Source organism: Terrimicrobium sacchariphilum, from assembly GCF_001613545.1.
Classification (GTDB): Bacteria; Verrucomicrobiota; Verrucomicrobiia; order Chthoniobacterales; family Terrimicrobiaceae; genus Terrimicrobium; species Terrimicrobium sacchariphilum.
Genome location: NZ_BDCO01000002.1, coordinates 1,236,789 through 1,262,354, shown reverse-complemented (window position 1 = coordinate 1,262,354; position 25,566 = coordinate 1,236,789). Strand labels below are relative to the sequence as shown.

The window sequence follows — 25,566 nt, the reverse complement described above, 5'->3', positions numbered from 1 at the left end:
GCCAGCCTCCCTGGGAAACAGGCGAAAGCCCCACGCGGCTCAGGAGGTCTTTTTTGACAAGCTCCCCTTCCAGGCAGCCGTGTAGTTTCGCCGCAATCGCCAGGCACGCTCAACGCTATCCCTCCGGATATGATGCCGTGCCACCTCATCCCATGTACGGGAACGAGAAACGTACTCAGAAAAAAGAGGCCAGCCCGGAGAGAACAGAAATGCACCGATATCCCACGGCTTCGGATTTCCCAGGAAGTGGTAAATCGCGGACCGCTCCTGCTGCTCGGGTCCAGCCTTACGTTCGCGAGAGCCGATCGGGTAAACACATTCGTTCCAGCTGTAAGCCAGAGGGGCAATCCGATCCTTTAATACCGCATTCAGGCAAACCTGATCCGCTGTAAAAAGATACGCCGAGTTGTTACGCCCAAAATCCAGGATACGCTCACCAATGCCTTCCTCTCTCCATTTCTTCGCGTCGAGAACGATGACGCCGCTATTAAAGGTCTGGGCATCCTCAGTCATTCCGGCGGCAAGCAACACGTCGCGATCCCGGGCGGACGAGACCGGGCCCTCCGCCCGCATTCCGGCGATGGCGTCGCCCAACTCCTCGCCCATCAGGAAACGGCAGTCCGCCGTGCAGAGGGTATCCGCATCCAGATAGATGAACCTCTCTGCGGGAATGATCTCTGGGAGCAGCAGCCTGGCATAGGGAAGATAGCTTCCGTAAAATGGTCGAAAGGCCTTGAAAACCCCAAGCTCCAGCTGGATGAAATTCACCACCGTATCCGGCCTTGCGCTAAGGACAGTGCGCTTCAGCCGATCGATTTCCTTAGGAGAATAGCCTTCAAGGTAAAGCCACAATCGGACCTCGTCCGTCGCATGAGAGAGCACTGAAAACAGTGATACATGCAGCGACGGACACATCAGTCTATCGGCACAATAGGCGAGACAAATCATGCGGCGAGCCAGCTATAGAATAACTTAGAAAACTAAGTACAGCTATTTGGTACAAGGATCGCAGAAATCCTGCGGATGATTTTCCGCCCGGGGATCGCCGCAGAGGAATCCCCCCGACTGCCCGGGCCTCCCTCGCCGCGTTTTCCGCAACATTGCAGACACCGTTCATGCCGCAATGACGGGGGGACGGAGCTGCGTCCCGTGGAATTTCCGGACAACCCACAGCCCTTACGCGGAAAATATCTGGAGAGATTTTTTCCAAGATTACCCGCCCTCCCCTCTCCATGAGGGCAAATCGAGGACCCGCAGCATCCATTCCGCCGCCCAAGAGGAGGACTCCAAGAGCATTTTCGCAAACAGGAAAAAATTGCGTTGATTTCGATTCTTGGGTCGATATTCTGACCCTCCCAGCGCGACTGGCGGGAGATCTGAACTTGGGAAACCAAGGAGGAGTTCCCCACGGGTTCGAGCTTGGGGAAAAAGTATTGCCTCGTGGTGTAACGGTAGCACAAGTGATTCTGGATCACTTTGTCATGGTTCGAATCCATGCGAGGCAGCCAATTGGTTATACACAGCTTTCCAAAGCCAATCGGCTGGATCAGCGTCCAATTTTTCCAATTCAGGATCGCCTCATCTTCCCGGATGGTTCTCTACCCGGTTTGGGTACCGCCAGGGAAAGGCGATTGCGTTATGATTCCAGACAGACTCCTCCGAATCTGCTGATTTCTCACAAATCCCCTCATCCCCTCGGGATGTCCGTACCGAGATCAGTCAATTTCCATGCCTCTTTCCATGCCATCCCGACGGGAACGAAGAAAAGAGGGGCCGCCTTGACGGAAACCGATCGAGAACCGCAGGCATGCGGACGATATTTCAGTTGGATTGAACTCCGGTCCAGAAGACGGACACCGTATTCACGGGGACATCGGATGAACCGACAGCACCGGTGTGGCCGTCGATAAAGAGGACGTGTGCGAGGCCATTGTTGCGATAGTTGACCTGATCCGGGCGGAAGCTGCCACTGGTTTTGACATCACCCACCAGCGAGACTTTGGACGGCGAGGGGACGGTGGAGAGATACATTCGGGATGGGTATTTCAACTGCAAGGGTTCGTTCATCCCATAGGTCCGTGCGGTGGTGCCGTTCTCGGCCAGCGGAGTGTAAAAGATACTACCCTTGAGAGCGTTGGGCGTGGTGCCGGGAAAGCGGCGATCCGAGGCATATGGCCAGATCGTCGCGATCCAGGAGGTCGAGGTCGCGCTGTCCCAGACCAATGGGAACGCGCCATTATTGTCGCCCGCATACAAGTGCATCACAGTTCCGATGCTCTTGAGATTGGCCAGCGACTGTGCGGCCCGGGCGGACTTTACGCTTCGCGAGGCCATTGGAAAGAGAAGCGCCGCGAGCACACCCAGGACGGCAACAGTGATCAGCATCTCGACAAGGGTGAATGCCCGACGGCCGCCTGATTGAAGATTCATGGGGGTGCTCCGAGAAATATCCAAAATACCAAGGGGTGACGTTGAAAAGCTAATATCGCCTCGGCGCATACTCGAATGAGAAATTGCTTACACAGGTCAGCTTTTCCTATTGCGGCGCTGCATAATGTGCCGCCCCGCCGAGTCGGCCAAACTTGACGAGCACGACCACGCCAGTCACCAGTGCGGTCGCTGCGAGGGCGGAACTGACGAGAAAGGTGTACTGGTAAACCTGCCCGGTCAGGTCGAGCAACAACCCCATGAGTGGTCCCGCCAGCATCGTACCGAGGCTGGTCACGATGGCGGCAGCGGAGGCGAATTGCGCAAACCGATCCTTGGGCAACAGGCGTTGTGGCAGCGACGCGGCGGCTGTCATCCAGGTCCCGGCCAGCGTGCACTGCAAGATGAGCACCACCCCAAAGGTCGCGGCATCGCGCACGAAGAGCCCTCCCCAGAGAACCACAGCCACATAGACGGCCTGTGTGATCAGGCTGATCCGCAATGGATGAAAACGATCGACCAAAACACCCAGAGGATAAGCCAATACCAGCGATATGCAGTATGCTGCGGCCATGCATTTGCCCCAGGTATCGATGCTCATGCCGATGCTTTTGGCAAAGAACAGACTGAAGAGATTAACCGGGACAAACGCCATCCAGGAGAAAGCCAGCGAGAGAAAAAACCAGCGATAGTAAGAGTGGCCGTAGCACTCGCGAAAATAGGTGCGTGCCGAGTGAAGGAACCCTCCCCGCCCGTCGTCTGCCTCATCGGATGGTGGCGGATACCCGCCCTCGCGGACCTTCAAGCACATCAAACCAAAGGCGGCTCCATAGAGCACGCCCATGCCAAGGAAGATCCAGGCCGGATGTGTCTCGGCAATGCCCATGATCCAGAAGCTGAAGAGAATCCCGGCCATCAAGCCGATGGCGCGGAAGGCGCCAAAGAAGCGGCCAAGGAATTTCTCCGGCACCACATCATTGATCAGCGCGAGAAAAACGGCATTACCGATGATGCTGGCAAATTCGAAGACCGTCCAGAACAGGCCATAGAGCACGATCGACAGGGGATGCAGCCCGGGCGAAGCCGCACCAAGGCTCCGATGCAGCATGCCGGTGAGATAAGGTGTGGAGGCGAGCCCCACCATCGAAACGACGGCGATCGGCGTCGTAACCAGCAGGTAGGGAATGCGCCGACCCCATCGGCCCCGGTGACGATCCGACCTGTAGCTGATGATCGGACCGATCACAATCGTCAGGATCGCTGGGACCGAGCCGATGAGAAATCCAATGAGCGAATCGGGGGCGCCGTGCCCCTTGAGCAACAGCTGCGTGATGGGAGGCACAGCCCGCTCCTTCATCGACCATGAGAAGTCTCCCCAGAGCAACCAGCAGAACAGGATGAACAGGCCCAATGCAGAGTAACTCAGCGTACCGACAGTCCAGCGTCGGGGGCTGCCACCGATCCGAGAGTTCATGTGGTCTTCCGTTTCCCGGCCAGGCGCGACGTTCATCATCTTTGCCACGGGTCAGCTTTTGCGACCGGACTGGATCGCCTTGAGCACGATCGGGGAGATCACCGCGTATCCGTCGGGATTGAGATGCAATCCATCCACAGTCAGCGTGGCGGGCAAAGCTCCATGCTCGTCGGCGAGGGCCTGATGCAGATCGACGAAGGAAACCTTTTCGTCTTCCGCCATAATGCGCAGCAATGCATTGACCTCCCGGATCACCCCGGGCGGACGTTTCGCGGTGCGAACGAGCTGAGGACTGGCGGGCGTGGCGAGCGCATCGGTGACGGGCAGGATTGAGCAGACCACCACGCGCGCTCCCGCATCTTTCGCGGCCTCCACCATCGAACGGATATTGGAAACAATGATCTCCGGTGGCATCGCGCCTCCGATGTCATTGGTGCCGGCGAGGATCACGACGGCATCCGGTTTATGGGAGAGGACATCCTGAGGAAACCGGGAGACCATCTGCCAGGTCAACTGCCCGCCGATCCCGCGATTTACGAAGTCCTGATCGGGAAAGGCCGCCCGGAGGTTCCACCCCTCGGTGATGGAATCCCCCATGAAAATCACACGCTCGCCGCTCCGAGGCTGGCCGGTGAGGCGGTTGTTAGCATTGCGCGATCGCAGCTTGCCCGCACGGTCTGGCGCGCGGGAGGACGCCGGCGCCGCAAACTCGAGCGAGGCATCGTCAAACCATACGGTTCCCTTTCCCTTCCAGAGGAAGAGCTCGACCTGCGCCACCGTCGCGTCAGCAGGCACCTCGCCCGCCGTCTCCAGTCGCGTCCAGTCAAAGTCCGCACTTTCCGAGCGGACGGAAGCGCTTCGCTGGGTCAGCGCGGCATTCCTGGAAGGGTCCGCTGGATTGAGAAAGCTCACTCTCGCGATGGCTCCGGCATCTCCGCCCACCCCCAACCCGCTACCTTTCATCCAGACGGAGAACTTCCATTTCTCCCCCGCCTGGCAGGGGATGCTGCGCTGCAGCACGGCGCAGCGGGTCGGCTTGTCGGAGGAGATGCGCACGGCCCGCGATCCGCCATGATATACGGACTCATCAGTGGCGAAGGCTGCACGTCCGGCCCGCGATAGTTCACCGCCATCGCCAGCCACCGGACAAAAGAGTTCCCAGTCATCCGGGAGTCCATTGATCATCTCGGACTCAAACGAAGCATTATCGAGCCGGTTGACCGGTTGGGCGTAAACGGGACCGACAGCAAACGCGAAGCCCGCCAATCCCGCGAGGCAAAGAATCTGTTTCATGGGCTTACCTGGAGGTTTCGGCCTTGAGAGCGCCGATGGAGACATCGGTCGATCCGGGATCCTTCTTCGACACGGCGCGAAGCATGAGATAGAGCTCGGCTCCATCCCATTTTGACGGATCGACCTCGGCATTCCACTCGCGGGAATCACTCTGCGTGCCAGCCGCATCGGTGATGGTGAGCTTTGCCGCCCTGGAGTCGGCCTGGATAACGACCTTCTTCAAAGGAAACTGCATCCCGGGCAGGAACGCCATCTGCGCCCGCTTCTGCGGCTCGCCGGATGTAGCGAGGTAATACAACCAGAGGTAGGAATTGCCAGTGCGATCCACGCGCAGCTGGAGGACGTATTTCGCGGTGGAGGTGTTTTTGTCCTCCGAGAGGAAGAGCATGAAGACGCCATTCTCATCGGCGGAGGTCCCCTGGATATCAAGGTCATCGAGTTCGATAGCCACCGGGTGCCGAAGGAAGTTGAGTTTTCCCTCAGTGTCCGTAAGGACGGTGCCAACCGCGCGCTCGGGCGGGGTATCCGCCGCGGGGACCTTGAGAAGAAGCGCTCCATTGTCGACGCTCACGCCATCGGGAGTGCCTTTCCATAGCTTGGGCGACAAGGGGGAGGTAAACTCCTCCTGCATGACAACAGTGTCTGCGGCAGAGAGCGACGAAACTCCGGTGGTGGCAAGAAGGGTACAGGCGGCGAGGGCGGCTTTGTAGCTCATAGAGGGGGTGGTTTGCGGTTGGAGGAAGATCAGGTGGCCCGATCGTATTCCTGGAGGGTTATCTTTGCTTCCAGTGGCTCGTTGTTAAAGAACCGAGTCAGGTTGGCCTCGGCCAGCGCGGTGCATTTTGGATACAGGTCGCTGGTGGGGCCTCCGATATGGGGGGACAAAATGGCATCCTTTATGCCTAATAGTTCTGCCGAAGGAGGCAGAGGGAGCGGCTCGTCGCGATAGACATCCAGCGCGATGCGAATGCGGCCGATCCGCGCCAACCGCGCCAGCTCCTGCTCATCGACCAGTCGCCCCCGGGCGATATTGACAAAGACGGCGTCATCCGGGAGCAGGTTCAGGAGGCCGGCCGTCACGCTGTTCTCCGTATACGGTGTGAGGGCCTCGCACTCCACCACCACCGAGTGCGCCGAAAACAGCTCCTCCAGCGAGGCGCAGGGCCTCACCCCGTGCTTGCGCATGAAAGACTCCGGCACGCCGTGCGAGTAAGCGGAAACCTGCACTCCAAACGGCTGGAGAAGCTTCACGAGGTGACGTGCGATCATCCCGAAGCCGTGAATACCGACGGCCCGGCCCGAGAGCGAGAGTGTCTGGAGCTCGATGCGGTACTGCGGCTGCTCGCGGAATGGCACCTGCAGCCCCTCGCGCCAGCGGGGGTTCCTCCGCAGAGCCGCGAGCAGGAGCAGCAGGGCATGCTCGGCCACCGCCACCGCGGCGATACCGCCCCAGTTGGTGACCGCGACGCCACGCTCCAGAAGCCTGCGGGGTATCAACGATTTGACTGATCCCACGAGGTGGCAGACGTAGCGGAGCCGCAGGGCGGGATCATTCACATAGTCCTCCGGCAGCGGCAAAGCACGCCAGCAGGTGACCAGCACCGTCGGCTGCACTTCCATGAGCACCTTCCGCCACTGGGCAGGCGTGCACTGGCCGGTCGTGTAGTGAATCACCTCGACGGGCAGATTTTGAAAATACCCGCCGGAGGCGAACATCTCGCGTTCCTTGTCATCGAGGCAGACCATCACCCGCTCCTGCGAGAGGGTTCCCGCTATGCCGGGGAGTTCACATGTTGCCTGGGCGGTGTCGTGCATTGCTAAAGGGAAATGAACCCGGCCTGGGTATGATTCCCAACTCGCAATCTCCTTACACAGGTCAGCGCGTCGCTCGTCTGCGGCTCGACTACTTACCTGAGTTAATGAGCAACAGGTTGGCCCATCGAGGAGGGTTCCTATGCTTCGCCCCATGGAACAGAAAGCTCCCCTACTCCTGACCTTCTCCATCGCCGCAGGACTCCTGCTGGGCATGACCTCCACCCGGGCCGCAGTACTGGTCGAGGATTTCTTCAACTATACCTCCGGCACCAGCGCGGCGGCAAATAATGGAGGCAGTGGATGGAGCGGCAGCTGGTCGGGAGTGACGACGAACGGTCGCACCTACACCAATCTCGCGGGGACATTTTCCACACCGACGAACTACACCTATTCGACGGGGACCAATTATGTGGCCCTGACGGCGGCGGGATCGGCGAAGATCGACTATACCCGCAATCTGCAAACGTCGATCGATTTCGATCCGGCCACGAGTACGACGTACTATTTCAGCAGCCTCATCTCGGTACTCAATGATGGCACGGTAAGCAGCGATATGTTCTTCCCGCGATTCCGCGACTCCACAAGCACGAGCATTGCGGCTTTTGGGATGAACGCATCCAACCGCATTCGCATCGTGACGTCCGGAGGCAACAGCATCGACTCGACCACCGTACTGGCCGAGGGTTCCACCTTCGCGACGGCCACCCAATATTTGGCCATCGGCAAGATGGTGCTCAATCCATCGACCCAGGCGGATGAGTTCTACTTTTCCCTTATTCCCACATCGTCGTCCGTCCCGCTCACCGAACCCACGACATGGACGGTATCGACATCCCAATTCGTTACCGGGATCGCGACACAGGTGACTTACACCGTCAATGCCAATGGCGGCACGATGAACCTCGACAACTTTGTCCTCGGCAACACCTATGCCTCGGTGATTCCCGAGCCGCAAACCGGGGTCCTGCTCGGTCTGGGTGGTCTGGGGGTACTCGGGTATCTCCGCCGCGCCCGCAGGCTCGGGCGGTAAATCATTCGCGATCGAAAGGGGAGCGCGTTTACGATGAGCGCCGGGACCGTTTGGCGGTTCCGGCGTTTTTCTTTTCCGGAGCGTGCCTATCTCGCAAAGTCCGTCCCTCCAGCCACAGGCCAGGCACATGGACATAATGAGGCCGCTCGGGGATTCCGCGTTCGCCTCGGTGAATCATCCCGACGAGAGTATCTACGGCGGTCTCGCCCATGTGAAAAGAGTCCTCGTAGACCCCGGCGAAGTCAATATCCGGCTCGGGCAGCGTGGGGCAGGCCAGCCCGACATCCTCCGGGACGCGGAACCCGGCATCCTCGATGACCTGGAGCAGCCGTGGATTTCCGGTTACGATGGCATCGGGGCGGTGCTTGAGAAACCATTTCCGAAAGAGTGGCGCGTCGGCTTTTTCCTCATCGAAAAGAGGCATCGTGAGCTTCCTCTCAAAGAGCGCCTTTTCAACCAGATAGCCGCCGAGGAGGTGGTGATCGGTGCGTTCATCGACCAGAAAGGAACATCCGAAGCCAATACGGCGGTAGCCCTTTTCGTAAAGTTTCCGCATGGTCATCATCATGGCGCGGAACTGAGTGGGGGCCACGGTGTGAAGCGCCGGGCGCACCAGCGAGTACCCGAATGTGACAAAGGAAAAATGCTCCCAGGGGAAACTGAGCTCCCAACTCGGCCCGGGCTGTGGGGAGAGCAGGACGCCGGAGATATTGCGAAAGCGGAAGGCCTTGGCGATTTTTTCCGGCGTCGATCCTTTTGCCTGAAAGTCGAAGATCTCGACATTGTAGCCGTACGAGGCCGCCCGCCGCACCGCGCCGTCATAGTACGACCGGAACATGGTGACCTCCCGCCAGTCAAAGGGCGGCAGATTATTTCCCAGCCAAGCCAGCGTGCCATGGTAGGAGGCCGGGCGCAGAGTGCTCCGGTAGGAGGCCAGGGCCGAAAGCATCGGGTCGGGTACATAACCCATCTCCTCGGCGATGCGGCGGATGCGCTCCTGCGTCGCAAGCGGTATGCTGGGGTGGCCCCGCAACGCCATGGTCACCGCCGGGCGCGTGACCCCGGCTCGTCGCGCCACATCGGATTGGGTAACTCGTCTTTCCATGGGGAGATTTCCGTAGATAATCCGATCGATACCGGATCACGGGAACCCCACCAGACTAGCAGCCGGGCTCATGATGAAAAGCGCATTTCACTTACACAGGAAAGCGGACCATCGACGGGCAGACCCAGCCTTCACTTACCTGTGTCATCGGTCGGCCCCTTGCGAAGGCCGGCCAGGGCCAGGAAGATGAGGCATTCCATGAACCGCGTCCTCCCCCTTTTTTTATTTGTGTCGATGCTGCTCTGCTCAGCGCAGTCCCTCCGCGCCCTGTCTCCCGCCGAGGAAGCCGCGATGCCCAAGGTTCCGCGCAAGGAGGTGCTGGCCTACCGTGATGCGAACTCTGCCGCCTGGCTCGCAAAGGTTTCCCCGGGAGTACGTCGTTTGTTTTACGATCCGGCGGGGTGGCAGCGGGAGCTTGCCCGCATTCAGTCGCTGACCGGCATGGGAGCGGAGTGGCGTACGCGGCTGAAATCCACCGCCGACCGCATCATCGACAATCCATTTCCCGCCTACACGCCTCCCGCTCCTCGCAAGAATGCCGCCGAGGGATGGCAGCGCACTTACGGTGATTCCCTGGTCTCACTCTGTGTGGCCGCCTCCATCTGGCCGGAGGAACGCTACACGCAGCGACTGCACGAAATGGTGCTGGCTGGATGTGCTTTCGACACCTGGGGCCGTGAAGGCAAGGAGGGTGAACTCGTGAACATGGACCTGGCTGCCGCGCATATGGCTCGCGGCATCGCGATGGCATACGACTGGCACCGGGATTTGTTTACCGATGCGGAAAAGGAGCAGATTCGCGCCACAATCAGCCAGCGCATGGGAGCGATGCTCAAGGGGTTCTACGGCGGAATCTTCTGGGCTGGCTGGTATACGCAAAACCACAACCACATCTGCATGGCGGCTCTCGGCCTCTCGGGCGTCGCCTTTCTCGGCGAGATCCCCGAGGCGAGCGAATGGATCGCCGCCGCCGCGCTGAACTTTCAGCGAGTCGGCCGGGCGATGTACCCGGATGGGAGCATTTTTGAAGGCGTGCCGTACTGGGGATACGGCCGTTCCTTTATCCTCCAGTACATTGAGGGAACCAGGGCCGTGACCGGAGCGGAGGAGATGTACGCGCTGCCCATGCTCCGCAACTCGATCGCGTTTCGCGTCGGCGTCACTCTGCCGGGCATGGCAGGCACCCTGCTCTGGGGCGACTCGCGCGGCGCGGATGCCTCCGGCCCCCAGCCGGTGCTTTATCGTCTCGCCTCCCAATACAAGGATGGGACAGGTCAATACCTGGCCGATGCGCTGCCCTTTGCCCCACAGGGCGCGGCTGATGCGATGGCGTGGTCATTGCTGTGGTACGATCCCGACGTCATGCCCGTCGCTCCGCGCGAGCTGGACTACCATGCGCCGGACTGGGACGTGCTCACCTCCCGCAGCGGCTGGGGCGATGGCGACTATCTGGTGAGCTTCAAATCCGGTTACAACCAGAACCACCATACCAAGACCGACGCGGGTTCTCTCTCGTTTAACTTCGGAGGCGAATGGCTTCTCATGGCTCCGGGCTACGGAGTCGACATCTATGGTAAGCCCGGCTTCTTCGACAAGGAGGGGCGACGCTGGACATTCTTTTCCAACGTCACGGAATCTCACTCCACCCTGCTGATCAATGGCAGGAATCAGCGGTCCGATATCGCCGCCCGGGGCCGCATCGACCGCTACATCAGCAGTCCATCTCAATTGGTCGCCGAGGAAAACCTCACCGATGCCTACCTCGAAGTGACCGACGTGCGCCGTCGCATCCTCCATCGCCGAGGCGATTACGCGCTCGTGCTCGACCAGGTGAGAACCGAACAACCCGCCACCGTGGAGTGGCTCGCCCAAGTACCGCCGGATGCCACCACGGATGCCACCCGGCTCGTCGTTCCTGGCACTGCTGGCGACCTGATGGTCACACGGCTGGACCCCGGCGCCACACCTTTCGAACCACGCGCCGCGACCGTGCCCAATATCGATGTCGAAGACTGGTGGATGAAAACTGCCTCCTCGAAAGCCGTGGGCACAGACGTCCGGCTGACCACGCTTCTCCAGCCGGTTTTTCGCGCCCGGCCGGCATCTCCACTCCAGACAGCGGTCACGGACAAAGACGGGTGGCGGCAGATCCGGATTACCTCGCCAGATTGGGAGGACACCGCATGGATCGCCAATGACGCGGCCTCTCCCAATCCGCCGAATGCCGAAGCCGAAGCCGAGCTATGGTTGACTCGAAGGAGAGGCGGGACGATCACGTCGTTCATCGCAGTCAAAGCGCGAAAGGTTTCCTTACCCGACGCAACCATGGAGGCCGCCGATCCCGTGGACATGGCGTGGGAGAGCGGCCCCGGCGGGTCCATCATCACTCTCGGCTCCGCCTTTCAGGGACGTATCGCCCCGGTCGGGGCGCTGGCGCTATTCGACGACGCAGGGCAGGCGCAGCCATCGTCACCAAATATCTCTCTGCCTCCAGGAAGGTATTACCTTCTCCATGAAGCAGGTAACCTGACAGCTTTGAAACGCTGGGTGGCCGAGATGTTTCCCGGTACACCCGCGCCCGTTCCCTTCAAGATCGCCACTCCCTCCCCACAGGCGCCGATCCCCCGAGCAGTCGCCGTAACGTGGGAAGCTGAGGCCATGGCCCGACAGGACAAGGGTAATGCCTCGGCCATCGCCCGGAGCGAGGCCTCCGGCGGAAAGGTACTGGCAAACTTCGGAGCGCAATCGCCTGCCCATTCCGTCACCTGGTCTGTCGCAGTCCCGCAGGATGGATTGTACCGGCTTTCCGCCCGCTATGCCGTGGGGCAACCTCAAGTCACTTTTTCCGTGCTGGTCGATGAGGCGATCCCATCCGAGGCGGCGCTAAAGAGCTTCGTCCCCGGTCCGGCAGGATGGGGATCGGAGAAATACTGGACCCTGAATGCCTTCCAATGGCGAGATGAACCAATTCGGAATGCCGACGGAAGCGAGATCGTCATCCCGCTTTCAGCGGGAAAGCACACAATCACCTTCTCGCATCCCTCCGCGGGCATCAACATCGATACGCTCACTCTATCCGGCACAGCCGAGCCATGATTTCCCCGTGGGAGGCGTATGGCCGGGTCAATTTCTCGCAACAGCGCTTTGGCGCACTGTATCTCCCGCCATCCAGGTGCTTCCGATGAGGGTCGCACGAGGGAAAGGGGGCACTCCGCATTCGTTATTGTGCACTGAGCGGCAGGACCTGCTGCGCAAGAAGGAATCCCGCGGTGAAACGCCCCTCCACGAGGCGATCCATTACCTCATCCAGAACCAGCGCCGGACGCCTGCAGCCGAGGCCGATGGCATGCTCCACCGCGGAGAAAAGGCCGGGGAGACCGCTTTTGCCCTCGAGATCGTCGCTGAGATGGCAATGAAAACCCTCCACCTCAACCAGGCGGCGTCTTCCGTGTCCCAGCCCTTGCTGGACAGACATTTTTTCCGCAAGCACGGCGCTGGCGCCTATTACGGCCAGGCTTAGGCACCCCTCCTCCAGCCGGAGCTTCATTTCCGCATCATCGCCCGACATCGGAACTCTTGACAGAAATGATCATTTCGATCTTTATCAATCACAATCGCTCACATGAAAACATTCCGACTCCACAGACTTTTCAACGCGAAATCCCAACGCTGCTTCGATGTCGCCATCGATCATGGATTCTTCAACGAGCATGCCTTTCTCTCCGGGATCGAGGACATCGGGAAAGCCGTGGAAACTCTGGTCGCAGCCGCGCCCGATGCGATCCAGCTCACAGTGGGCCAGGCTCCGGTCCTGCAATCCATCCCGGGCCGACAAAAGCCTTCGCTCGTGCTTCGCACCGACGTGGCCAATGTGTACGGCAAGGAACTCCCCACCCATCTGTTCAGCCGGATGATCGAAAACCCCGTTGAGCAGGCATTGCGCCTCGATGCCACCTGCGTGGTGGTGAATCTGTTTCGCATACCAAACCAGCCGGAGGTGACGGATCAGTGCATTCAGAACATCCTGAAGATCAAGCCGGACTGCGATCGCTACGGCATGCCGCTCATGATCGAACCCCTGGTCTTCCAGCCCAATGAAAAGGCAGGCGGCTACATGGTCGACGGCGATCCGGAGAAAATCCTCCCTCTCGTCCGCCAGGCTGTCGAACTGGGCGCCGACATCATCAAAGCCGACCCCACCGACGACGTCTCGGTGTACCACAAGGTCGTCGAGATCTCGGGCCGCATCCCCGTGCTCGTGCGCGGCGGTGGGCGGGCGGCGGATGCGGAGATACTCCAGCGCACGGAAGATCTCATCGGGCAAGGCGTGGCGGGAATCGTCTATGGCCGCAATGTCATCCAACACCCCAACCCCGCAGGCATGACGAAGGCGCTCATGGCCATCGTTCACGATGGGGCAACCGCGAGCGACGCCGCGGCCTTCCTCCGATAACACGATGAGCACTCCCGTAAAAATCGGCATCATCGGTGGTGGCCTCATGGGCCGCGAGGTGGCCAGCGCCCTGGCGAGATGGTTCGTCCTCGATGGCTTTCCCGTCCGGGCGGAACTGACCGCGGTGTGCGACCTGGCGGAGAAGCAGCGCGAGTGGTTTCGCCAGATTCCCTCCGTGCGACTGCTCACCGCAGACCATCGCGAGCTGCTATCCAGCCCGGAAGTCGACGTGGTGTACGTGGCCGTCCCGCACAATCTGCATGAGAGCATCTATCTCGATGTGCTCAATGCCGGCAAAGACCTCTTCGCGGAAAAGCCCTTCGGCCTCGATCTGGCGGCGGCACGTACCATCGCGGAAGCCGCCCGCGCCTCGGGGCGTTTCGTGCGGTGCAGCTCCGAGTTCCCTTTCCTGCCGGGGCCGCAACGCGTTTACCACGCCGCACGCACCGGAGCGTGGGGCAAGGTCCTGGAGATTCGCTCCGGGTTTCACCATAGCAGCGATCTCGATCCCACGAAACCCGCGAACTGGAAACGCCAGGTCAGGACATGCGGAGAGATCGGGGTGATGGGAGATCTCGGCATGCATGCCGTGCATCTGCCATTCCGGCTCGGCTGGAAGCCGAAGCGGGTATACGCCCAACTGCAGAAAATCTACCTGGAGCGCCCGGATGGCAAGGGTGGCATGACGCCCTGCGACACCTGGGACAATGCCCTGCTGCACACGGATGTGGAGATCGACGGCAGGGATGTACCGGCGCGATTCGAGATGAAACGACTGGCTCCCGGAGAGACCAATACGTGGTTCATCGAGATCCTGGGCACGGACGGAGGCATCCGCTATTCGACCAAGGAACCCAAGACGCTGTGGACCTTCCAGCGCGGCAAGGAACAGCTTTGGCAGCGGACGGATCTCGGATTTCACGGACCATTTCCCACCATCACGGGCGGGATCTTTGAGCCGGGCTTCCCGGATTGCTTCATGCAGATGTGGGCGGCATTCCTATCCGAGCGCGCCGGTCTGCTGGGCGAAAAGTTCGGATGCGTGACCCCGGAGGAGGCGGTGCTAAGCCACGAACTCTTCGACGCCGCGCTCCGGGCCCATACCGGAAAGGCCGTTGTGCCCTTGTAAGTTTATGTCTACCCCGAAACGACTCGACGAAAAGCTCGCCCGCATTCGCGCGGGGCGGGCGACTGCGGCTGACTTCATCATTGCGGATGCCAAGGATGCCGACATGGCCTTTGGCATCACCGCGCCTGGGCCGGAGGAAAGCAAATTCAACCAGAGCGAGTCGCAAGGGAGATGGAAAACCCTGGCGGATTATCGTCAGCAGATCCGGGACGTGATTTCGCAAGGGCTCGTCGACATCGTGCTGCTCTCGGCATCGAACCTCGAGCAACTCGCGATCCGGGAACGGCTCTTCGAGGACTCGCCGATAACCCCGGCAGCGCGCGCCAACGACACGACTGACATCTGGGTCGTACGAGGAGGAAAATACGCCTCTCATCCGTCGCGCGCATTTCACACCGCATCCATCGAGCACATCAAGTATGGCCGCATGCAAACCAACTGCACCCAGCCCTATCTGGGCGCCGACCTCGGCCTGTACTCGATCACGTTCACGAACAATATCGACTGGGATTACCAGTCCCTGCTGGAGTTTGCATCCTTCCGCGGCGACGCGGAGCGCAAGGGCTTCCGGTACTTTCTGGAGGTTTTCAACCCCAACATCGATCCCGGGATCGATCCAAGGCAAATCGGTCCCTTTCTGAATGATCACATCGTGCGAATGCTCGCCGGAGTGACGTCGGTGGGCAGGCCGCTTTTTCTGAAGATTCCCTACAACGGGCCAGCCCCTCTCGAGGAGCTGGTCTCCTACGATCCCAGCCTGATCGTGGGCATTCTCGGCGGCAGCGCTGGCACGACCCTCGATGCATTCCAACTGATCCACGATGCGCGCAAGCACGGCGCGTGGGTGGCGCTCTTTGGACGAAAGATCAATCTCTCCGAGCATCCGCTCACGTTCATCAAGCACCTGCGCCATATCGTCGATGGAGAACTCTCGCCGAAGGAGGCGGTGCGCTCGTATCATGCCGAGCTGAAGTCACTCGGCATCGCCTCACATCGCCCCCTGGAAGACGACCTGAACCTTACGAATGGAGGCAAAAGCTACTCCAACTGATCCCAGCCCATGAAAAGAAGTGATATCAACTATCTCGTCCGCTCCGCGCGGCAATGTTTTCAAGACCATGGATGGGCGCTGCCGCCTGATCCTCGCTGGGATCTCACCGATTTCGGCCTGGGCGACTGGAGGAAATCCGGCCTCGTACTCGTCAACCTGGCCGAGGAGCCCGAGTATTGCGAGAAGCTCATGTATGCCCAAAAGGGCATGACAACCCCGGCCCATACCCATCTCAAAAAGAAGGAGGACATCATCTGCCGCTGGGGGAGACTCGCCGTGACAGTGTGGCCCGCTCATCCGGACCGCGCCGGCGACGGGTCGTTTACGATCCCGGTAAACCACCGGGTGGAGACCGTTCATGCCGGGTCGACGATCATTCTTGAAGCAGGCTGCCGCGTCACCCTGGTGCCGGGGATCTACCACGAGTTCCGGCCGGTTTCCGACGAGTGCATCATCGGGGAGGTTTCCACGGCCAACGATGACCTGAATGACAACTTTTTTGTCGATCCCGACATCGGTCGTTACCCGGGAATCGAGGAGGATGCGCCAGCGCAAATCCGGCTCATCAGCGAGGGTCGGCAATGAGCACTAAAGGTGGCATCGTTGCAGCCGGCAACTGGATCGTGGACAAGACGAAGATCATCGACGGCTATCCCACGCAGGATTCACTCGCAAACATCGAGCTCGAAGAGTGCAACAATGGCGGCGGACCATTCAACATCCTGTGTGATCTGGCAAAGCTCGGCGCGACATTTCCGCTGCAAGGCGTGGGCTTGATCGGCTCGGACGCAGAAGGCGACTGGGTTCTCGATCATTGTCAGGCGGTGGGGATCGATACCTCCCTGCTCTGTCGCCATCCCACCGCGCCCACCTCGTATACGGACGTGATGACCGTCCGATCGAGCGGACGTCGCACGTTCTTTCATCAACCGGGAGCAAACCGGCATCTCGCAGCCGGGCACTTCGACTGGTCAAAGATGAACGCCCGCATCTTCTATCTCGGCTATATCGGACTGCTCGATGCCCTGGACGCATCCGACCCGGAGCACGGAACACTCGCGGCACGAGTGCTGCGCGAAGCAGGCCAGCGGGGATTCCTCCGCGTGGTGGATCTGGTCAGCGTCGAGCGTCCCGACTACGCGAAGGTCGTCTCCCCGGCTCTCCCGGAGATCGACATCCTTGTCTGCAACGAGGTGGAGGCCGAGCGCATCACAGGACATGCCACGCGTGATGACTCGGACCGGCATCTGGAAAGCGGTCTGAGAGATGCAGCGCTGGCCCTCCTCCGCGGAGGCGTAGGTCGATGGGTGGTCATCCACCTCTCGGAAGGAGCATATGCCCGGAGCACGACAGGCGAGGAAATCTGGCAGGGACGTGTAAACCTGCCGAAAGACCAGATCGCAGGTGCCGCCGGGGCGGGAGATGCATTCGCAGCCGGGCTGCTCCTCGGAGTCCATGAAGGCTGGGAGATGCCGCAAAGTTTGCAAATGGGAGTCTGCACAGCTGCCGCGTCCCTGCGTTCCGCCAGCACCTCCGGGGGCATCACCAGCGCCTCGGAAAGCCTGTCGCTGGGCGACGCCTGGGGCTACATCGCATTTCCCTGAGCGCGCCGGAGATTCTCTTTGACGAGAGGAGTGGTCCGCCACACCCTCGACCACCTATGTTTGCAGAGGAACGCCAGAATGCGATCCGCAAGATCGTTCGCGAGCATCGTCGGCTCGGTTTTTCCGAGCTCCAGGAGATGGTCAAGGTGTCGCCCGCGACTCTTCGCCGGGATCTGACCGACCTGGAGAAAAGCGGTGACATCCTGCGCGTTCATGGAGGCGTGCTCGATCCCCGCTACGTGCGCTCGGAGGTTTCCTTCGATGAGCGACTATTGCGCAATCGCAGTGCGAAGAGGTCGATCGCTGAGGCCGCCGCGGCACTGATCCCGCCGGGAGCCTGTGTATTCATCGATGCAGGCTCCACCTGCCTGGAAGCTGGCAAGATGCTGCTCCGGCGAAAGGACGTCCGCATCATCAGCCATTCCGTCGCCCTCACCGCGCTGTCCCTGCAGGGAGATGCGGAGTTTCTCTGCCTCGGCGGCGAGCTTCGCCGCGTGAGTGGAGCGCTGATCGGCGCGGAGGCCATCGGCGCCCTGGCCCATCTCAAGGCCGATTATGCCTTTCTCGGTGCCTCGGGACTGGATGCGGAAGGATGTTTCACCACAGAGCTGACGGAAGCCGAGATGAAGCGGGCGATCCTTGCCCGTTCGAAAAGAAGCATCCTCCTCGCGGATTTCTCCAAGTGGAGCCAGCCCAGCACGGTACGCTTTGCCGGTTGGGACATGATCCATGAGTGGGTGACCAATGCGGAGCCGGAAAAGCGGGAAGTCCGGGCGCTGGTCAAAGCCGGGGTGCGCTTGCGAAAAGCCTGAGACATCTCCAAGCCCCAGGGCCAGGAACAGAGGGCTACTCCCCTTTCGCCCTCCACAACCGTTTCACATGCTCATAGGCCCGCTTGGGCCTCCGGTATTCATCGACGGTCCCCTTGTTGTTGAACGCCCGGGGGCGCACGAGCGCACGGCCGCCGACATAGGTACGCGCATCGGAAAAATGCCAGAGCGCGATGCCATTGATCCGCGCATTGGCAGCCACTTCGCAGAGCACGGTTTCGATATAGGCTGCCTGATATTCCTCCGTGAAAAATCCGTTGAGAGCATCGTGCCAGCCGTAAAGCCCCTCCGCCCCGATCTCACTGATGATATAGGGCTTTGCGCGATGGCCGAGGGAATCCACATGCGCGATGCACTTGTGGATATGAGGAACGATCAGGCTGAGCGGATCTTCCACATCCTCGCAGCCATACCATCCGGGATAGATGTTGTGGGCAATGACGTCGGCCAGATCGTAGCAAAGATCCTCGAGCGGGAACATGGTCGCATAGGTAACCGGCCTCGTGGGATCCAGCTGCCGGATACGGTTTATGGACTCCTCCAGAACCGGGCGGGCGCAGTTTTCATTTGAGCCGAGTTCGTTTAGCACTCCCCAGAGAATGACACAGGGGTGATTCCGACTGGTGCATACCATCTCCTCCAGCATGGCGAGGTGGGCTTTGCGGAAACCGGCATCCTCCAGCTGACGCGCGCGCTGCCCCCAGCCGATGCCCTCCTCCCAGACGAGAAATCCCATCTCGTCACAGAGATCGAGAAACCGCTGATCCTGAGGATAGTGGCTGCCTCGTACGAAGTTGGCCCCCAGGTCCCGGAGTTGTTGCAGATCGGCAACCAGGAGCGACAACGGCAGGGCGGGGCCAAACTGGGGATGACTTTCATGGCGATTGTACCCCCGCAACTCAACGGGTTCTCCGTTCAGCATGAGCTGGCCGTCCCGCGCCTCCACGGTACGCAGCCCGAAGCGAATGATCATGTCGTCATCGCCCAGGCGCAGGCGGAGGTGATGCAGGTGCGGAGTACCCGGGGACCACGGCTGGGGCTCAGGCACCCGGCATCGCAACTCCATGCGAGCGGAGGCCAGATAGCTTCCCACTGGCAAGCCATCCAGCTCCAAGCTCAAGGGGGTGCCATTCGCGCCCTCGATCTGGACTTGCACGTGGATGTCGCCGACGACCGGATCGATCGTCCGGACGAAGGCATCCTTCAAATAGGAACCGCCCACCTCGTGAATCCACACGCTGCGAATGATTCCCCCCCATTGATAAAAATCAAAGTAGTGTTCGTGCAAGGGGCTGCGGTGGAAATCAAAGCGATTGTCGACCACGACCACCAGCTCCCGGTCCTGAAAGTCACCGGCAGGCACATCCACCCAGAAGCCCGTGTAGCCGCATGCATGCTCGCCGAGGAGTCGGCCATCCACGTAGATGCGGCACCAGAGGCTGACGGCCTCAAAGTTGAGGCGGGAGGGACGCCCCGGCGTCACGCTGATCTTCCTCCGATATACCGCCAGGCCTCGCCGCCCGGCATAAGCAGGCATCGCATCAAAGGCGGCCGGGACGGGCATCGCGTCGTCATAGACGATCTGATCCAGATCGAGTTTATCGCGTGCGATGTCACCAAGGAACGTGAAGTCCCAGACACCGTCAGCGGGATGAACCTTGCGAAGTTGGTGGCGGGGATACGGTTTAAGGCTATTCATGAAATCATTGGTTTACTCCCTGGCAAAAAGCCACGGCCGCATCGAAGTCTCCGGACGGTCGCCAGACCAGCATCCCATCCTTCGCTGTCAGCGGCTCTCCGGAGCAAATGGCCTCAGTGACGCTCCACCCTGCGGGCAGTGAAACTCCCACCGGGGCCTGCCCCACGTGGCCAAAGGAATGAAAAACGATCAGCGCCGTATCGGAGTCCGGCGACGTCCGTACGACAGCCTGCCATCCCTCGGGATGCCGATAGCATTTCACCTCGGGTCCATATCGGCGGGATGTGCCGCTCCGAATCACCGGCGCCGCCCTGCGGTAAAGATCCCGGCACTGCACGAGCAACTCTTTCGCCGCGGCGTCCGCGCGGTCCAGCGGACCCGAGAGGCAGAGCCGCCCCAGGAAGCCGGCGGCGATCTTGTACAACATCTGCCGCCGTTGATCCTCCGGGGCGTACACAGCCCATATCTGTGACTTGGAGGGTGGGATAAGGCGCTGGAGGTTCGCGGCAATAATAGGGATCTCCAGACCCGTATGGGCGTCGGAGAAGCTGCCCATGTCCACCAGGCTCATGAATGATGGTTCCAGCCGGTGTCCTCCCGATGCGCAGTTTTCCACGATGATCCCCGGCAGTTCCCGCCGAATCCTGCGGATGAAGTCCTGGATGGCTACCACCTGCCGCCGCAATCCCTCGCCCGGCGACTCCGCTCCATCACAGCCGATGCCAAGCGTTTCATTGTAGTCGATCTTGATGTAGCCAAATCCCGCGTCGCGGAGGAGTCCGATCACCCGATCTCCGAGATACTCCAGGACGTCGGGATCGCAGAGATTCCAGAACCTTCTGCGCCCGACGGTAAGGACTTGTCCGTCACGATGCAGCAGTCTCCCGACTTCGGAAAACGCCTGGGATCTTTCCCCACAGGTCTCGATTTCAAACCACAGGCCCGGGATCAGTCCCAACTCCCGAATGGCGCGCGCAGTGGCGGCAATGCCGTGGGGAAAAAACTCCGGACTGTCGACCCAGTCTCCGTGTCCCGCCTGCCAGCTGATCCCCGGCTGCTTGTACCATCCGGCATCAATGACGAAGATTTCCGCTCCGGCATCCCGTGCCGCACGGGCGAGCCTGAGGACATGATCATGGGCGGGGTTGCCCCATGTCGTGCAGTATTCATTGAAGATGATGGGAAGGGTTGCCTCCACGGGAGATGGCTGGAAAGTCCTGCGCTCCTGATAAGGCAGCAGCCTTTCACATAGGTCCTCCAGTGAGACGGGAGATGTCGCAAGCAACGCGGGAGGCGTGATGAACTCCTCGCCGGGATGAAGTTCCTTCCGCCAATGGCCGAAATCCCGGTCGGCGAGGCCACCGGAAACACAGAGATTATCATCCCGTCGCCAGCACTCCATCTGCCACGACCCTCCCCAGGCCAGGGCGGCCCCCCAGAAGACTCCCGCGCCGGAGTCCTCGATGGCGACGAACGGAGCAAAGCCACGAACCGGCATCGTTCCCACCTGACCGAAACGTTCGGAGTGGACGGCGTTGCTCGCCCATGATCGCTCGAGATGGAGCGACTCGGCCGAGACCCGTTCATGCCTGCCCTCGGCGGACCAGTAGGATCGAAAGCGATGAATCCAAAGGCGCCCCGGCGCATCACCTCGATGAAATGGGGTCAGCCCTCCCAGGGAAAAGCTCGTGGCAAGATTGAGCGCGACCGGCTTAGCGTTGTGATTCCGGTAACTGGTGGACACCTCGACATACCGGTCACCTTTCCGCCAGGAGAGCCGGTGGCGGATGCGCACTCCGGGTTCCTTCACCAGCAAGGTGGTGATGATCACTCCCTCGCGAGATTTTTTGATCTGCTGGCGCAGAAATCTCACGTCGGGAGATGTCGACCTGAGGGAAAGGCCCTGTGAAAATCCGCCAGGCTGGGCCTCGCCCTGCAAGCGGCAATGCGCCAGCTGATCCAACTGCGAGGCAGCAATGCGGCGGTGTTGCGGGGGAAAAGCGGCGAGGCCCGGATCATCGTCCACCCAGCGTCTTTTCCTGACCAGCAGACCTGATGTGGATCGCGGATAAAGGCGCAGCTCCATCGCTCCGCCCTGCGGATCAAGAAGATACTCCGCGACGGTGTCGCCCAGAACAAACCGAGAATGCCGTCGCACTAGCGTGAGATGTTGATTTCCCGCCGGGCCATCCACGCGGCCGGCTGCTTCATGGACGCCACCTGCAGATCCGGCAGGTCGAATCGTACCAGCGAGGAATCCCCCGAGGTCACAGCCTGACCCGCGCTGACCGCGATGCTCTGGGGTCCCGAGCTTGTCGTGAAAACAGATGCCCCAGCGACTTTCAAGTACGAGGCATTGGTGGCCGCCAGAGCGGTCACCCTGCCTGCCCCATCCCGGCGCAACCAAAGAAACTCCGCATCCGTCTCGACCTCGCTGGTGGAGATGCCGGTACCGTCCCAGCAGCCGACCAGATCCTCTCCGCCGGAAGCCTTGATGACTCCCACGCTTCCCCTGGCGGCATCCACCCGCTGCACAGGAAGCTTTGCATCCTCCGCCCGGTGAGGAATGAGCACGCTCAAGAACCGCGCGGTTGAGTCCCTCATGAGAAGCGTCAGGCGGGGATGGGTTCCTTCGCGTGTGGTTTGAAATGCGTCCACCCTGTTTTCGAATCGGTTGGGAGCCAATACAGACACCTGCAGCCAGGCGCGCGCTTCCCGCGTCGGCAGCGTCACGAGTTTCATCGCGCCGCGCACCTCGCCTTCGGATGCCTTCAGCGAGACAGCCCCGGCAGGGAGGGAATTATCATCCGCCGGGAGTTTACCTTCAGGCAGCAAGGCCAGACCGGCGAACCACGCGCCCGGCTCCCGTACGCCCACCTCCACCTTCAATGGCCCGGCGGGAACATCCAGCGCACCGGTCTTGACATCTCCGTCATTCAGCGGCACCCAGGTCAAAGGCTGCTTGTTGAACGTGGTCCAGGCGAAGCGCGAGGGGTCCTTGCCGGAGGTGTAGCCCAGCTTTCCACCATTCAGCCTGAGAAAAAAGGAGTCCGACTTGTTTCCGTCCGGATTATCGGTTCCGGTAAGGCCCCACACCACATATCTGCCCGCGCTGGGAACCTGCAGCGTTCCCGTCCAGCCGCCGTCAGGCCTGGAGGGGTCCGCCGATCCGGTGCCATCCCAAGGTTGAGTGGCGACCAGCAAAGGAGGCGTCGATACCGGTTTCACGGCGACATCATTGCCATTAACCTGAAATTCCCTCCCGCTTTTGGCATGAAGCATCCAGCCGTACTCATGGGGTGAGTCGTCCTTTCGTACTTCATCAAAGATCACGACATATGGGACTGGTGTGCGGACAAACAGTGTCTGCCTGGTCGCGCGCTCCACCGCCTGACGGAAGTCTTTCTCGTAAGTCGCGTCCTTGAAGTTGGACTTGTAGGCATAGCGATAAGCATCGGCAATGTCTGCCAGGGCAAGATCGACCACGGGGGTAAAGAGAGCGCCGGTAATCCAGCCATCGGTACGCGAATGCGCACCGCCCTGAAGCTCGGGCTGACCATCGATCAATACCTGGTTGTGGGCAAAGCCACTCGTGCTTTTCTCCCGGCTGGAATCGTTCCCATAACCGGAGTCGATGACGAGATCATCACCATAGGCATAGAAGGTGAACTGCCCCTTGTCGGCCTGATCGTGCTTGAAGTCCGTGTACTGCTGGGCATGCACCGTAAAGAGCGCGTCATCGCCCCCGTATCCTGTGCGGCTCGCCACCAGGCCGCGGCTATCCGCCCAGCCCGACAATGGGAGCGAGGACTCGCGCTGCGCCACCTTCTCGCGATCCATGGATTCCGGTGCCCACAGGATCGCGGCGGGCAATGATTGGTTCTCGGAGACAAATCGCCCGTCCCGCCAGAAAATGCCCTCCCACAACCATCTCGCCAAAGGACGATCGTTGTCCCTGTGCAAGGCATAAATCAAGACGTCGCCCGTGGAAATCCGGAAACCGGAGTCCATGATGTTATTGACTCTCCCTCCGCCGGGAAGAATCTCGAAAGGCAGCCACCCGGTAACCTTGTGGTAATTCGTCGCAAGATAGAGATCCTCCCCGGTGCGGCGCTTCAGCCCTTCCACGAAATAGGGCAGATATCCTCCTCCGTAGCCGAAATACACGGGGCCCTCGACGATTCCGCCCGCCGGATCAATGGCATATCGCAGGTAGTCCTCGACGTTTCTCGCAGCTTGAAAGAGCCACTGGCGTGTGGGGTAGTTTGACTCCCCGTCAAGAGCCAGGGCGGCCAGGCCCCAGGCGGAAGCGGTACCGACATTCCAGTTCCAGATCCTTCCGAGAGTGGACTGGCCCCAGACTCCATTGAGACTGCCGAGGTACAGAACGGACGCGTGTTTGGCGATGGCGTCGCGGAGAGTCTCACGCTGCCCGGGACTGAAGAGCGGGAAACACCAGTCGTAAGCGAGCGCCAGGGAACGTGTCGGAAATGTGCGGGTGTAGAAGAAGCCGTTCTCCATCTTGTCGGGCGTGATACGAGCCGCCGTCGCGACGGCCAGCTCCACGGCTTTTTTTCCAAACTCCTCCCGTCCGCCCACCACATAGGCAAAAGAGAGCAAATCGAGCGGAGTCAGCCACCGGCGCAACGCCACCTCGAGCTTTGCCCGGTTTTCGTGCGATCCGCCCTGGAGAGCCAGGAAGTCCTGAAAAGCATCCTCCGGCTTGAGAAATTTACCCTGGGACGGATCGCAATACGAGGAGCAGAGAGCCTCAAGATTGCGCCACATGGCGGCGACCTCCGGATGATCGCGAATGCGGAGCCGCGTCCGCTCCAGAGTCGCCGCATCCCATACGATCCGGGGATGAGATGCAGCCCAGGCGGGCAGCTCGGTCATCGCCGGGACATCAGCAGGGGGAGGCGTGGTCGTGCCAGTCGACAGGGAAGCCGCAGGGGGCCTGGACGCAGCCGCCTGCAGAAGGGGGGTGGGAGCCGTCCCGGTCGCGGCAGGCTCCAGCTGGACACCCGACCAGAGAACCGTACCCTTCGTCGACCAACAAAAGAGAGCGACCTGGACCGTGGCTGCCTCAGCAGGCGCGGTGAACACTCCGGCTATCTCCTCCCATTCCGTGGGAAGGCTGTCGGAGTAGGTTTGGTTGATGGAACTCGCCAGGGCGGCACGACCGCCGCGAGCAAAATGAACATGCTCGCTGCCAAGGTCCTTTCCGTCCTTCGAGAAAAACGTCATCCTCGCCAGGACTCCCGCCGAACGAGCGACCTTCTCGGAGCCGGGTTCCGCTTTGACCTGCACGGAGAAGCGGTAAACCTTTCCGGCCTCGACAGCGGCCTTGGAGGATAGAGCCGCATATCTCGCATCGGAGCTGGAACTCATCGAGAGCGCCGCTGCGCCGTCCTTTCCCTGGCCGGGCAGAATGTCCCACTTGCACCCGGCATCCTTCGAGCCGCCGGGAACAAAGAGATTCCACCCGGTCCTGCCTTCGGAGAGGTCCTGGTTTGAGACCATGCCTGCCTGTACCGAAAGTCCAAGGAGGAGAAATGAAACGACAAGATATCTCATAGAGCGGGGAAGTGGAGGAACCCTGATGAAGCGATGGAGGGAAGTCGAAGTACGCACCGCTTTTACACAAAACCCAACG

Annotated in this window: 19 protein-coding genes and 1 tRNA gene; 9 read left to right on the top strand and 11 right to left on the bottom strand. The window is 60.6% G+C overall.

Going from position 1 to position 25,566, the window contains the following annotated elements; genetic code table 11:
• Positions 1 to 39: 39 nt before the first annotated feature.
• Positions 40 to 948, bottom strand: coding sequence for a glycosyltransferase family 8 protein (locus TSACC_RS06045; RefSeq protein WP_084400240.1), 909 nt, complete (start codon positions 946 to 948; stop codon positions 40 to 42).
• Between the two features lie 486 nt (positions 949 to 1,434).
• On the opposite strand from TSACC_RS06045, the gene TSACC_RS06040 reads away from it, so the two are divergent.
• Positions 1,435 to 1,508: transfer RNA gene (locus TSACC_RS06040), tRNA-Gln, on the top strand.
• Between the two features lie 313 nt (positions 1,509 to 1,821).
• Here TSACC_RS06040 and TSACC_RS06035 read toward each other — a convergent pair.
• The 5 genes from TSACC_RS06035 to TSACC_RS06015 form a co-directional block, all read right to left on the bottom strand.
• Positions 1,822 to 2,430 (bottom strand): type II secretion system protein, encoded by a 609-nt coding sequence (locus TSACC_RS06035; protein ID WP_075078490.1) that lies wholly within the window; start codon positions 2,428 to 2,430, stop codon positions 1,822 to 1,824.
• Positions 2,431 to 2,536: 106 nt separating this feature from the next.
• Positions 2,537 to 3,901, bottom strand: coding sequence for an MFS transporter (locus TSACC_RS06030; RefSeq protein ID WP_075080584.1), 1,365 nt, complete (start codon positions 3,899 to 3,901; stop codon positions 2,537 to 2,539).
• A 51-nt stretch (positions 3,902 to 3,952) separates the two neighbouring features.
• Positions 3,953 to 5,194 (bottom strand): GDSL-type esterase/lipase family protein, encoded by a 1,242-nt coding sequence (locus TSACC_RS06025; protein ID WP_075078489.1) that lies wholly within the window; start codon positions 5,192 to 5,194, stop codon positions 3,953 to 3,955.
• Between the two features lie 4 nt (positions 5,195 to 5,198).
• Positions 5,199 to 5,909 (bottom strand): hypothetical protein, encoded by a 711-nt coding sequence (locus tag TSACC_RS22090; RefSeq protein ID WP_075078488.1) that lies wholly within the window; start codon positions 5,907 to 5,909, stop codon positions 5,199 to 5,201.
• Positions 5,910 to 5,938: 29 nt separating this feature from the next.
• Entirely contained in the window at positions 5,939 to 7,009 is a 1,071-nt protein-coding gene (locus TSACC_RS06015; protein ID WP_075078487.1) for an NAD(P)-dependent oxidoreductase, read from the bottom strand.
• A gap of 151 nt (positions 7,010 to 7,160) precedes the next feature.
• Here TSACC_RS06015 and TSACC_RS06010 point away from each other — a divergent pair, with 151 nt between their 5' ends.
• A complete protein-coding gene (locus tag TSACC_RS06010; RefSeq protein WP_169809555.1) occupies positions 7,161 to 8,039 on the top strand; it encodes a PEP-CTERM sorting domain-containing protein in 879 nt (292 codons plus the stop codon).
• A gap of 28 nt (positions 8,040 to 8,067) precedes the next feature.
• On the opposite strand, the gene TSACC_RS06005 is transcribed toward TSACC_RS06010, so the two are convergent.
• Positions 8,068 to 9,144 carry a LacI family DNA-binding transcriptional regulator gene (locus TSACC_RS06005; RefSeq protein WP_075078485.1) on the bottom strand — a complete coding sequence of 359 codons (1,077 nt, stop codon included), beginning with the start codon at positions 9,142 to 9,144 and terminating at the stop codon, positions 8,068 to 8,070.
• A 198-nt stretch (positions 9,145 to 9,342) separates the two neighbouring features.
• Here TSACC_RS06005 and TSACC_RS06000 point away from each other — a divergent pair, with 198 nt between their 5' ends.
• Positions 9,343 to 12,240: a DUF4962 domain-containing protein gene (locus TSACC_RS06000; protein WP_075078484.1), complete on the top strand. Its 2,898-nt coding sequence runs from the start codon at positions 9,343 to 9,345 to the stop codon at positions 12,238 to 12,240.
• A gap of 124 nt (positions 12,241 to 12,364) precedes the next feature.
• Here TSACC_RS06000 and TSACC_RS22085 read toward each other — a convergent pair whose 3' ends face one another.
• Entirely contained in the window at positions 12,365 to 12,691 is a 327-nt protein-coding gene (locus TSACC_RS22085; protein WP_237763907.1) for a hypothetical protein, read from the bottom strand.
• A 75-nt stretch (positions 12,692 to 12,766) separates the two neighbouring features.
• Between TSACC_RS22085 and TSACC_RS05990 the strand changes: the two genes are divergently transcribed.
• From TSACC_RS05990 to TSACC_RS05965, 6 genes are read left to right on the top strand one after another with little or no spacing between them, the layout of a single operon-like run.
• Positions 12,767 to 13,597 (top strand): class I fructose-bisphosphate aldolase, encoded by an 831-nt coding sequence (locus TSACC_RS05990; protein ID WP_075078482.1) that lies wholly within the window; start codon positions 12,767 to 12,769, stop codon positions 13,595 to 13,597.
• A gap of 4 nt (positions 13,598 to 13,601) precedes the next feature.
• The gene (locus TSACC_RS05985) at positions 13,602 to 14,726 is read left to right on the top strand and encodes a Gfo/Idh/MocA family protein (RefSeq protein WP_075078481.1); all 1,125 of its coding nucleotides are present in this window, start codon (positions 13,602 to 13,604) and stop codon (positions 14,724 to 14,726) included.
• A 4-nt stretch (positions 14,727 to 14,730) separates the two neighbouring features.
• On the top strand, positions 14,731 to 15,777 hold the full coding sequence (locus tag TSACC_RS05980) for a beta/alpha barrel domain-containing protein (RefSeq protein WP_075078480.1): 1,047 nt from the start codon (positions 14,731 to 14,733) through the stop codon (positions 15,775 to 15,777).
• Positions 15,778 to 15,786: 9 nt separating this feature from the next.
• Positions 15,787 to 16,362, top strand: a complete 576-nt coding sequence (locus TSACC_RS05975; protein ID WP_075078479.1) for a D-lyxose/D-mannose family sugar isomerase — start codon at positions 15,787 to 15,789, stop codon at positions 16,360 to 16,362.
• Entirely contained in the window at positions 16,359 to 17,381 is a 1,023-nt protein-coding gene (locus TSACC_RS05970; RefSeq protein ID WP_075078478.1) for a carbohydrate kinase family protein, read from the top strand. Before TSACC_RS05975 ends, TSACC_RS05970 begins: the two co-directional genes overlap by 4 nt.
• Before the next feature lie 56 nt (positions 17,382 to 17,437).
• The gene (locus tag TSACC_RS05965) at positions 17,438 to 18,193 is read left to right on the top strand and encodes a DeoR/GlpR family DNA-binding transcription regulator (protein WP_075078477.1); all 756 of its coding nucleotides are present in this window, start codon (positions 17,438 to 17,440) and stop codon (positions 18,191 to 18,193) included.
• Between the two features lie 34 nt (positions 18,194 to 18,227).
• On the opposite strand, the gene TSACC_RS05960 is transcribed toward TSACC_RS05965, so the two are convergent.
• From TSACC_RS05960 to TSACC_RS05950, 3 genes are read right to left on the bottom strand one after another with little or no spacing between them, the layout of a single operon-like run.
• On the bottom strand, positions 18,228 to 19,910 hold the full coding sequence (locus tag TSACC_RS05960; protein ID WP_075078476.1) for a glycoside hydrolase family 2 protein: 1,683 nt from the start codon (positions 19,908 to 19,910) through the stop codon (positions 18,228 to 18,230).
• Positions 19,911 to 19,914: 4 nt separating this feature from the next.
• Positions 19,915 to 22,068, bottom strand: a complete 2,154-nt coding sequence (locus TSACC_RS05955; RefSeq protein WP_075078475.1) for a glycoside hydrolase family 36 protein — start codon at positions 22,066 to 22,068, stop codon at positions 19,915 to 19,917.
• Positions 22,068 to 25,487, bottom strand: coding sequence for a heparinase II/III domain-containing protein (locus TSACC_RS05950; RefSeq protein ID WP_075078474.1), 3,420 nt, complete (start codon positions 25,485 to 25,487; stop codon positions 22,068 to 22,070). Before TSACC_RS05950 ends, TSACC_RS05955 begins: the two co-directional genes overlap by 1 nt.
• Positions 25,488 to 25,566: the final 79 nt, after the last annotated feature.

Coding starts and splice junctions, on each gene's coding strand:
- TSACC_RS06045 (WP_084400240.1), bottom strand. CDS start 948: ATGATTTGTCTCGCCTATTGTGCCGATAGACTGATGTGTCCGTCGCTG.
- TSACC_RS06035 (WP_075078490.1), bottom strand. CDS start 2,430: ATGAATCTTCAATCAGGCGGCCGTCGGGCATTCACCCTTGTCGAGATG.
- TSACC_RS06030 (WP_075080584.1), bottom strand. CDS start 3,901: ATGAACTCTCGGATCGGTGGCAGCCCCCGACGCTGGACTGTCGGTACG.
- TSACC_RS06025 (WP_075078489.1), bottom strand. CDS start 5,194: ATGAAACAGATTCTTTGCCTCGCGGGATTGGCGGGCTTCGCGTTTGCT.
- TSACC_RS22090 (WP_075078488.1), bottom strand. CDS start 5,909: ATGAGCTACAAAGCCGCCCTCGCCGCCTGTACCCTTCTTGCCACCACC.
- TSACC_RS06015 (WP_075078487.1), bottom strand. CDS start 7,009: ATGCACGACACCGCCCAGGCAACATGTGAACTCCCCGGCATAGCGGGA.
- TSACC_RS06010 (WP_169809555.1), top strand. CDS start 7,161: ATGGAACAGAAAGCTCCCCTACTCCTGACCTTCTCCATCGCCGCAGGA.
- TSACC_RS06005 (WP_075078485.1), bottom strand. CDS start 9,144: ATGGAAAGACGAGTTACCCAATCCGATGTGGCGCGACGAGCCGGGGTC.
- TSACC_RS06000 (WP_075078484.1), top strand. CDS start 9,343: ATGAACCGCGTCCTCCCCCTTTTTTTATTTGTGTCGATGCTGCTCTGC.
- TSACC_RS22085 (WP_237763907.1), bottom strand. CDS start 12,691: ATGAAGCTCCGGCTGGAGGAGGGGTGCCTAAGCCTGGCCGTAATAGGC.
- TSACC_RS05990 (WP_075078482.1), top strand. CDS start 12,767: ATGAAAACATTCCGACTCCACAGACTTTTCAACGCGAAATCCCAACGC.
- TSACC_RS05985 (WP_075078481.1), top strand. CDS start 13,602: ATGAGCACTCCCGTAAAAATCGGCATCATCGGTGGTGGCCTCATGGGC.
- TSACC_RS05980 (WP_075078480.1), top strand. CDS start 14,731: ATGTCTACCCCGAAACGACTCGACGAAAAGCTCGCCCGCATTCGCGCG.
- TSACC_RS05975 (WP_075078479.1), top strand. CDS start 15,787: ATGAAAAGAAGTGATATCAACTATCTCGTCCGCTCCGCGCGGCAATGT.
- TSACC_RS05970 (WP_075078478.1), top strand. CDS start 16,359: ATGAGCACTAAAGGTGGCATCGTTGCAGCCGGCAACTGGATCGTGGAC.
- TSACC_RS05965 (WP_075078477.1), top strand. CDS start 17,438: ATGTTTGCAGAGGAACGCCAGAATGCGATCCGCAAGATCGTTCGCGAG.
- TSACC_RS05960 (WP_075078476.1), bottom strand. CDS start 19,910: ATGAATAGCCTTAAACCGTATCCCCGCCACCAACTTCGCAAGGTTCAT.
- TSACC_RS05950 (WP_075078474.1), bottom strand. CDS start 25,487: ATGAGATATCTTGTCGTTTCATTTCTCCTCCTTGGACTTTCGGTACAG.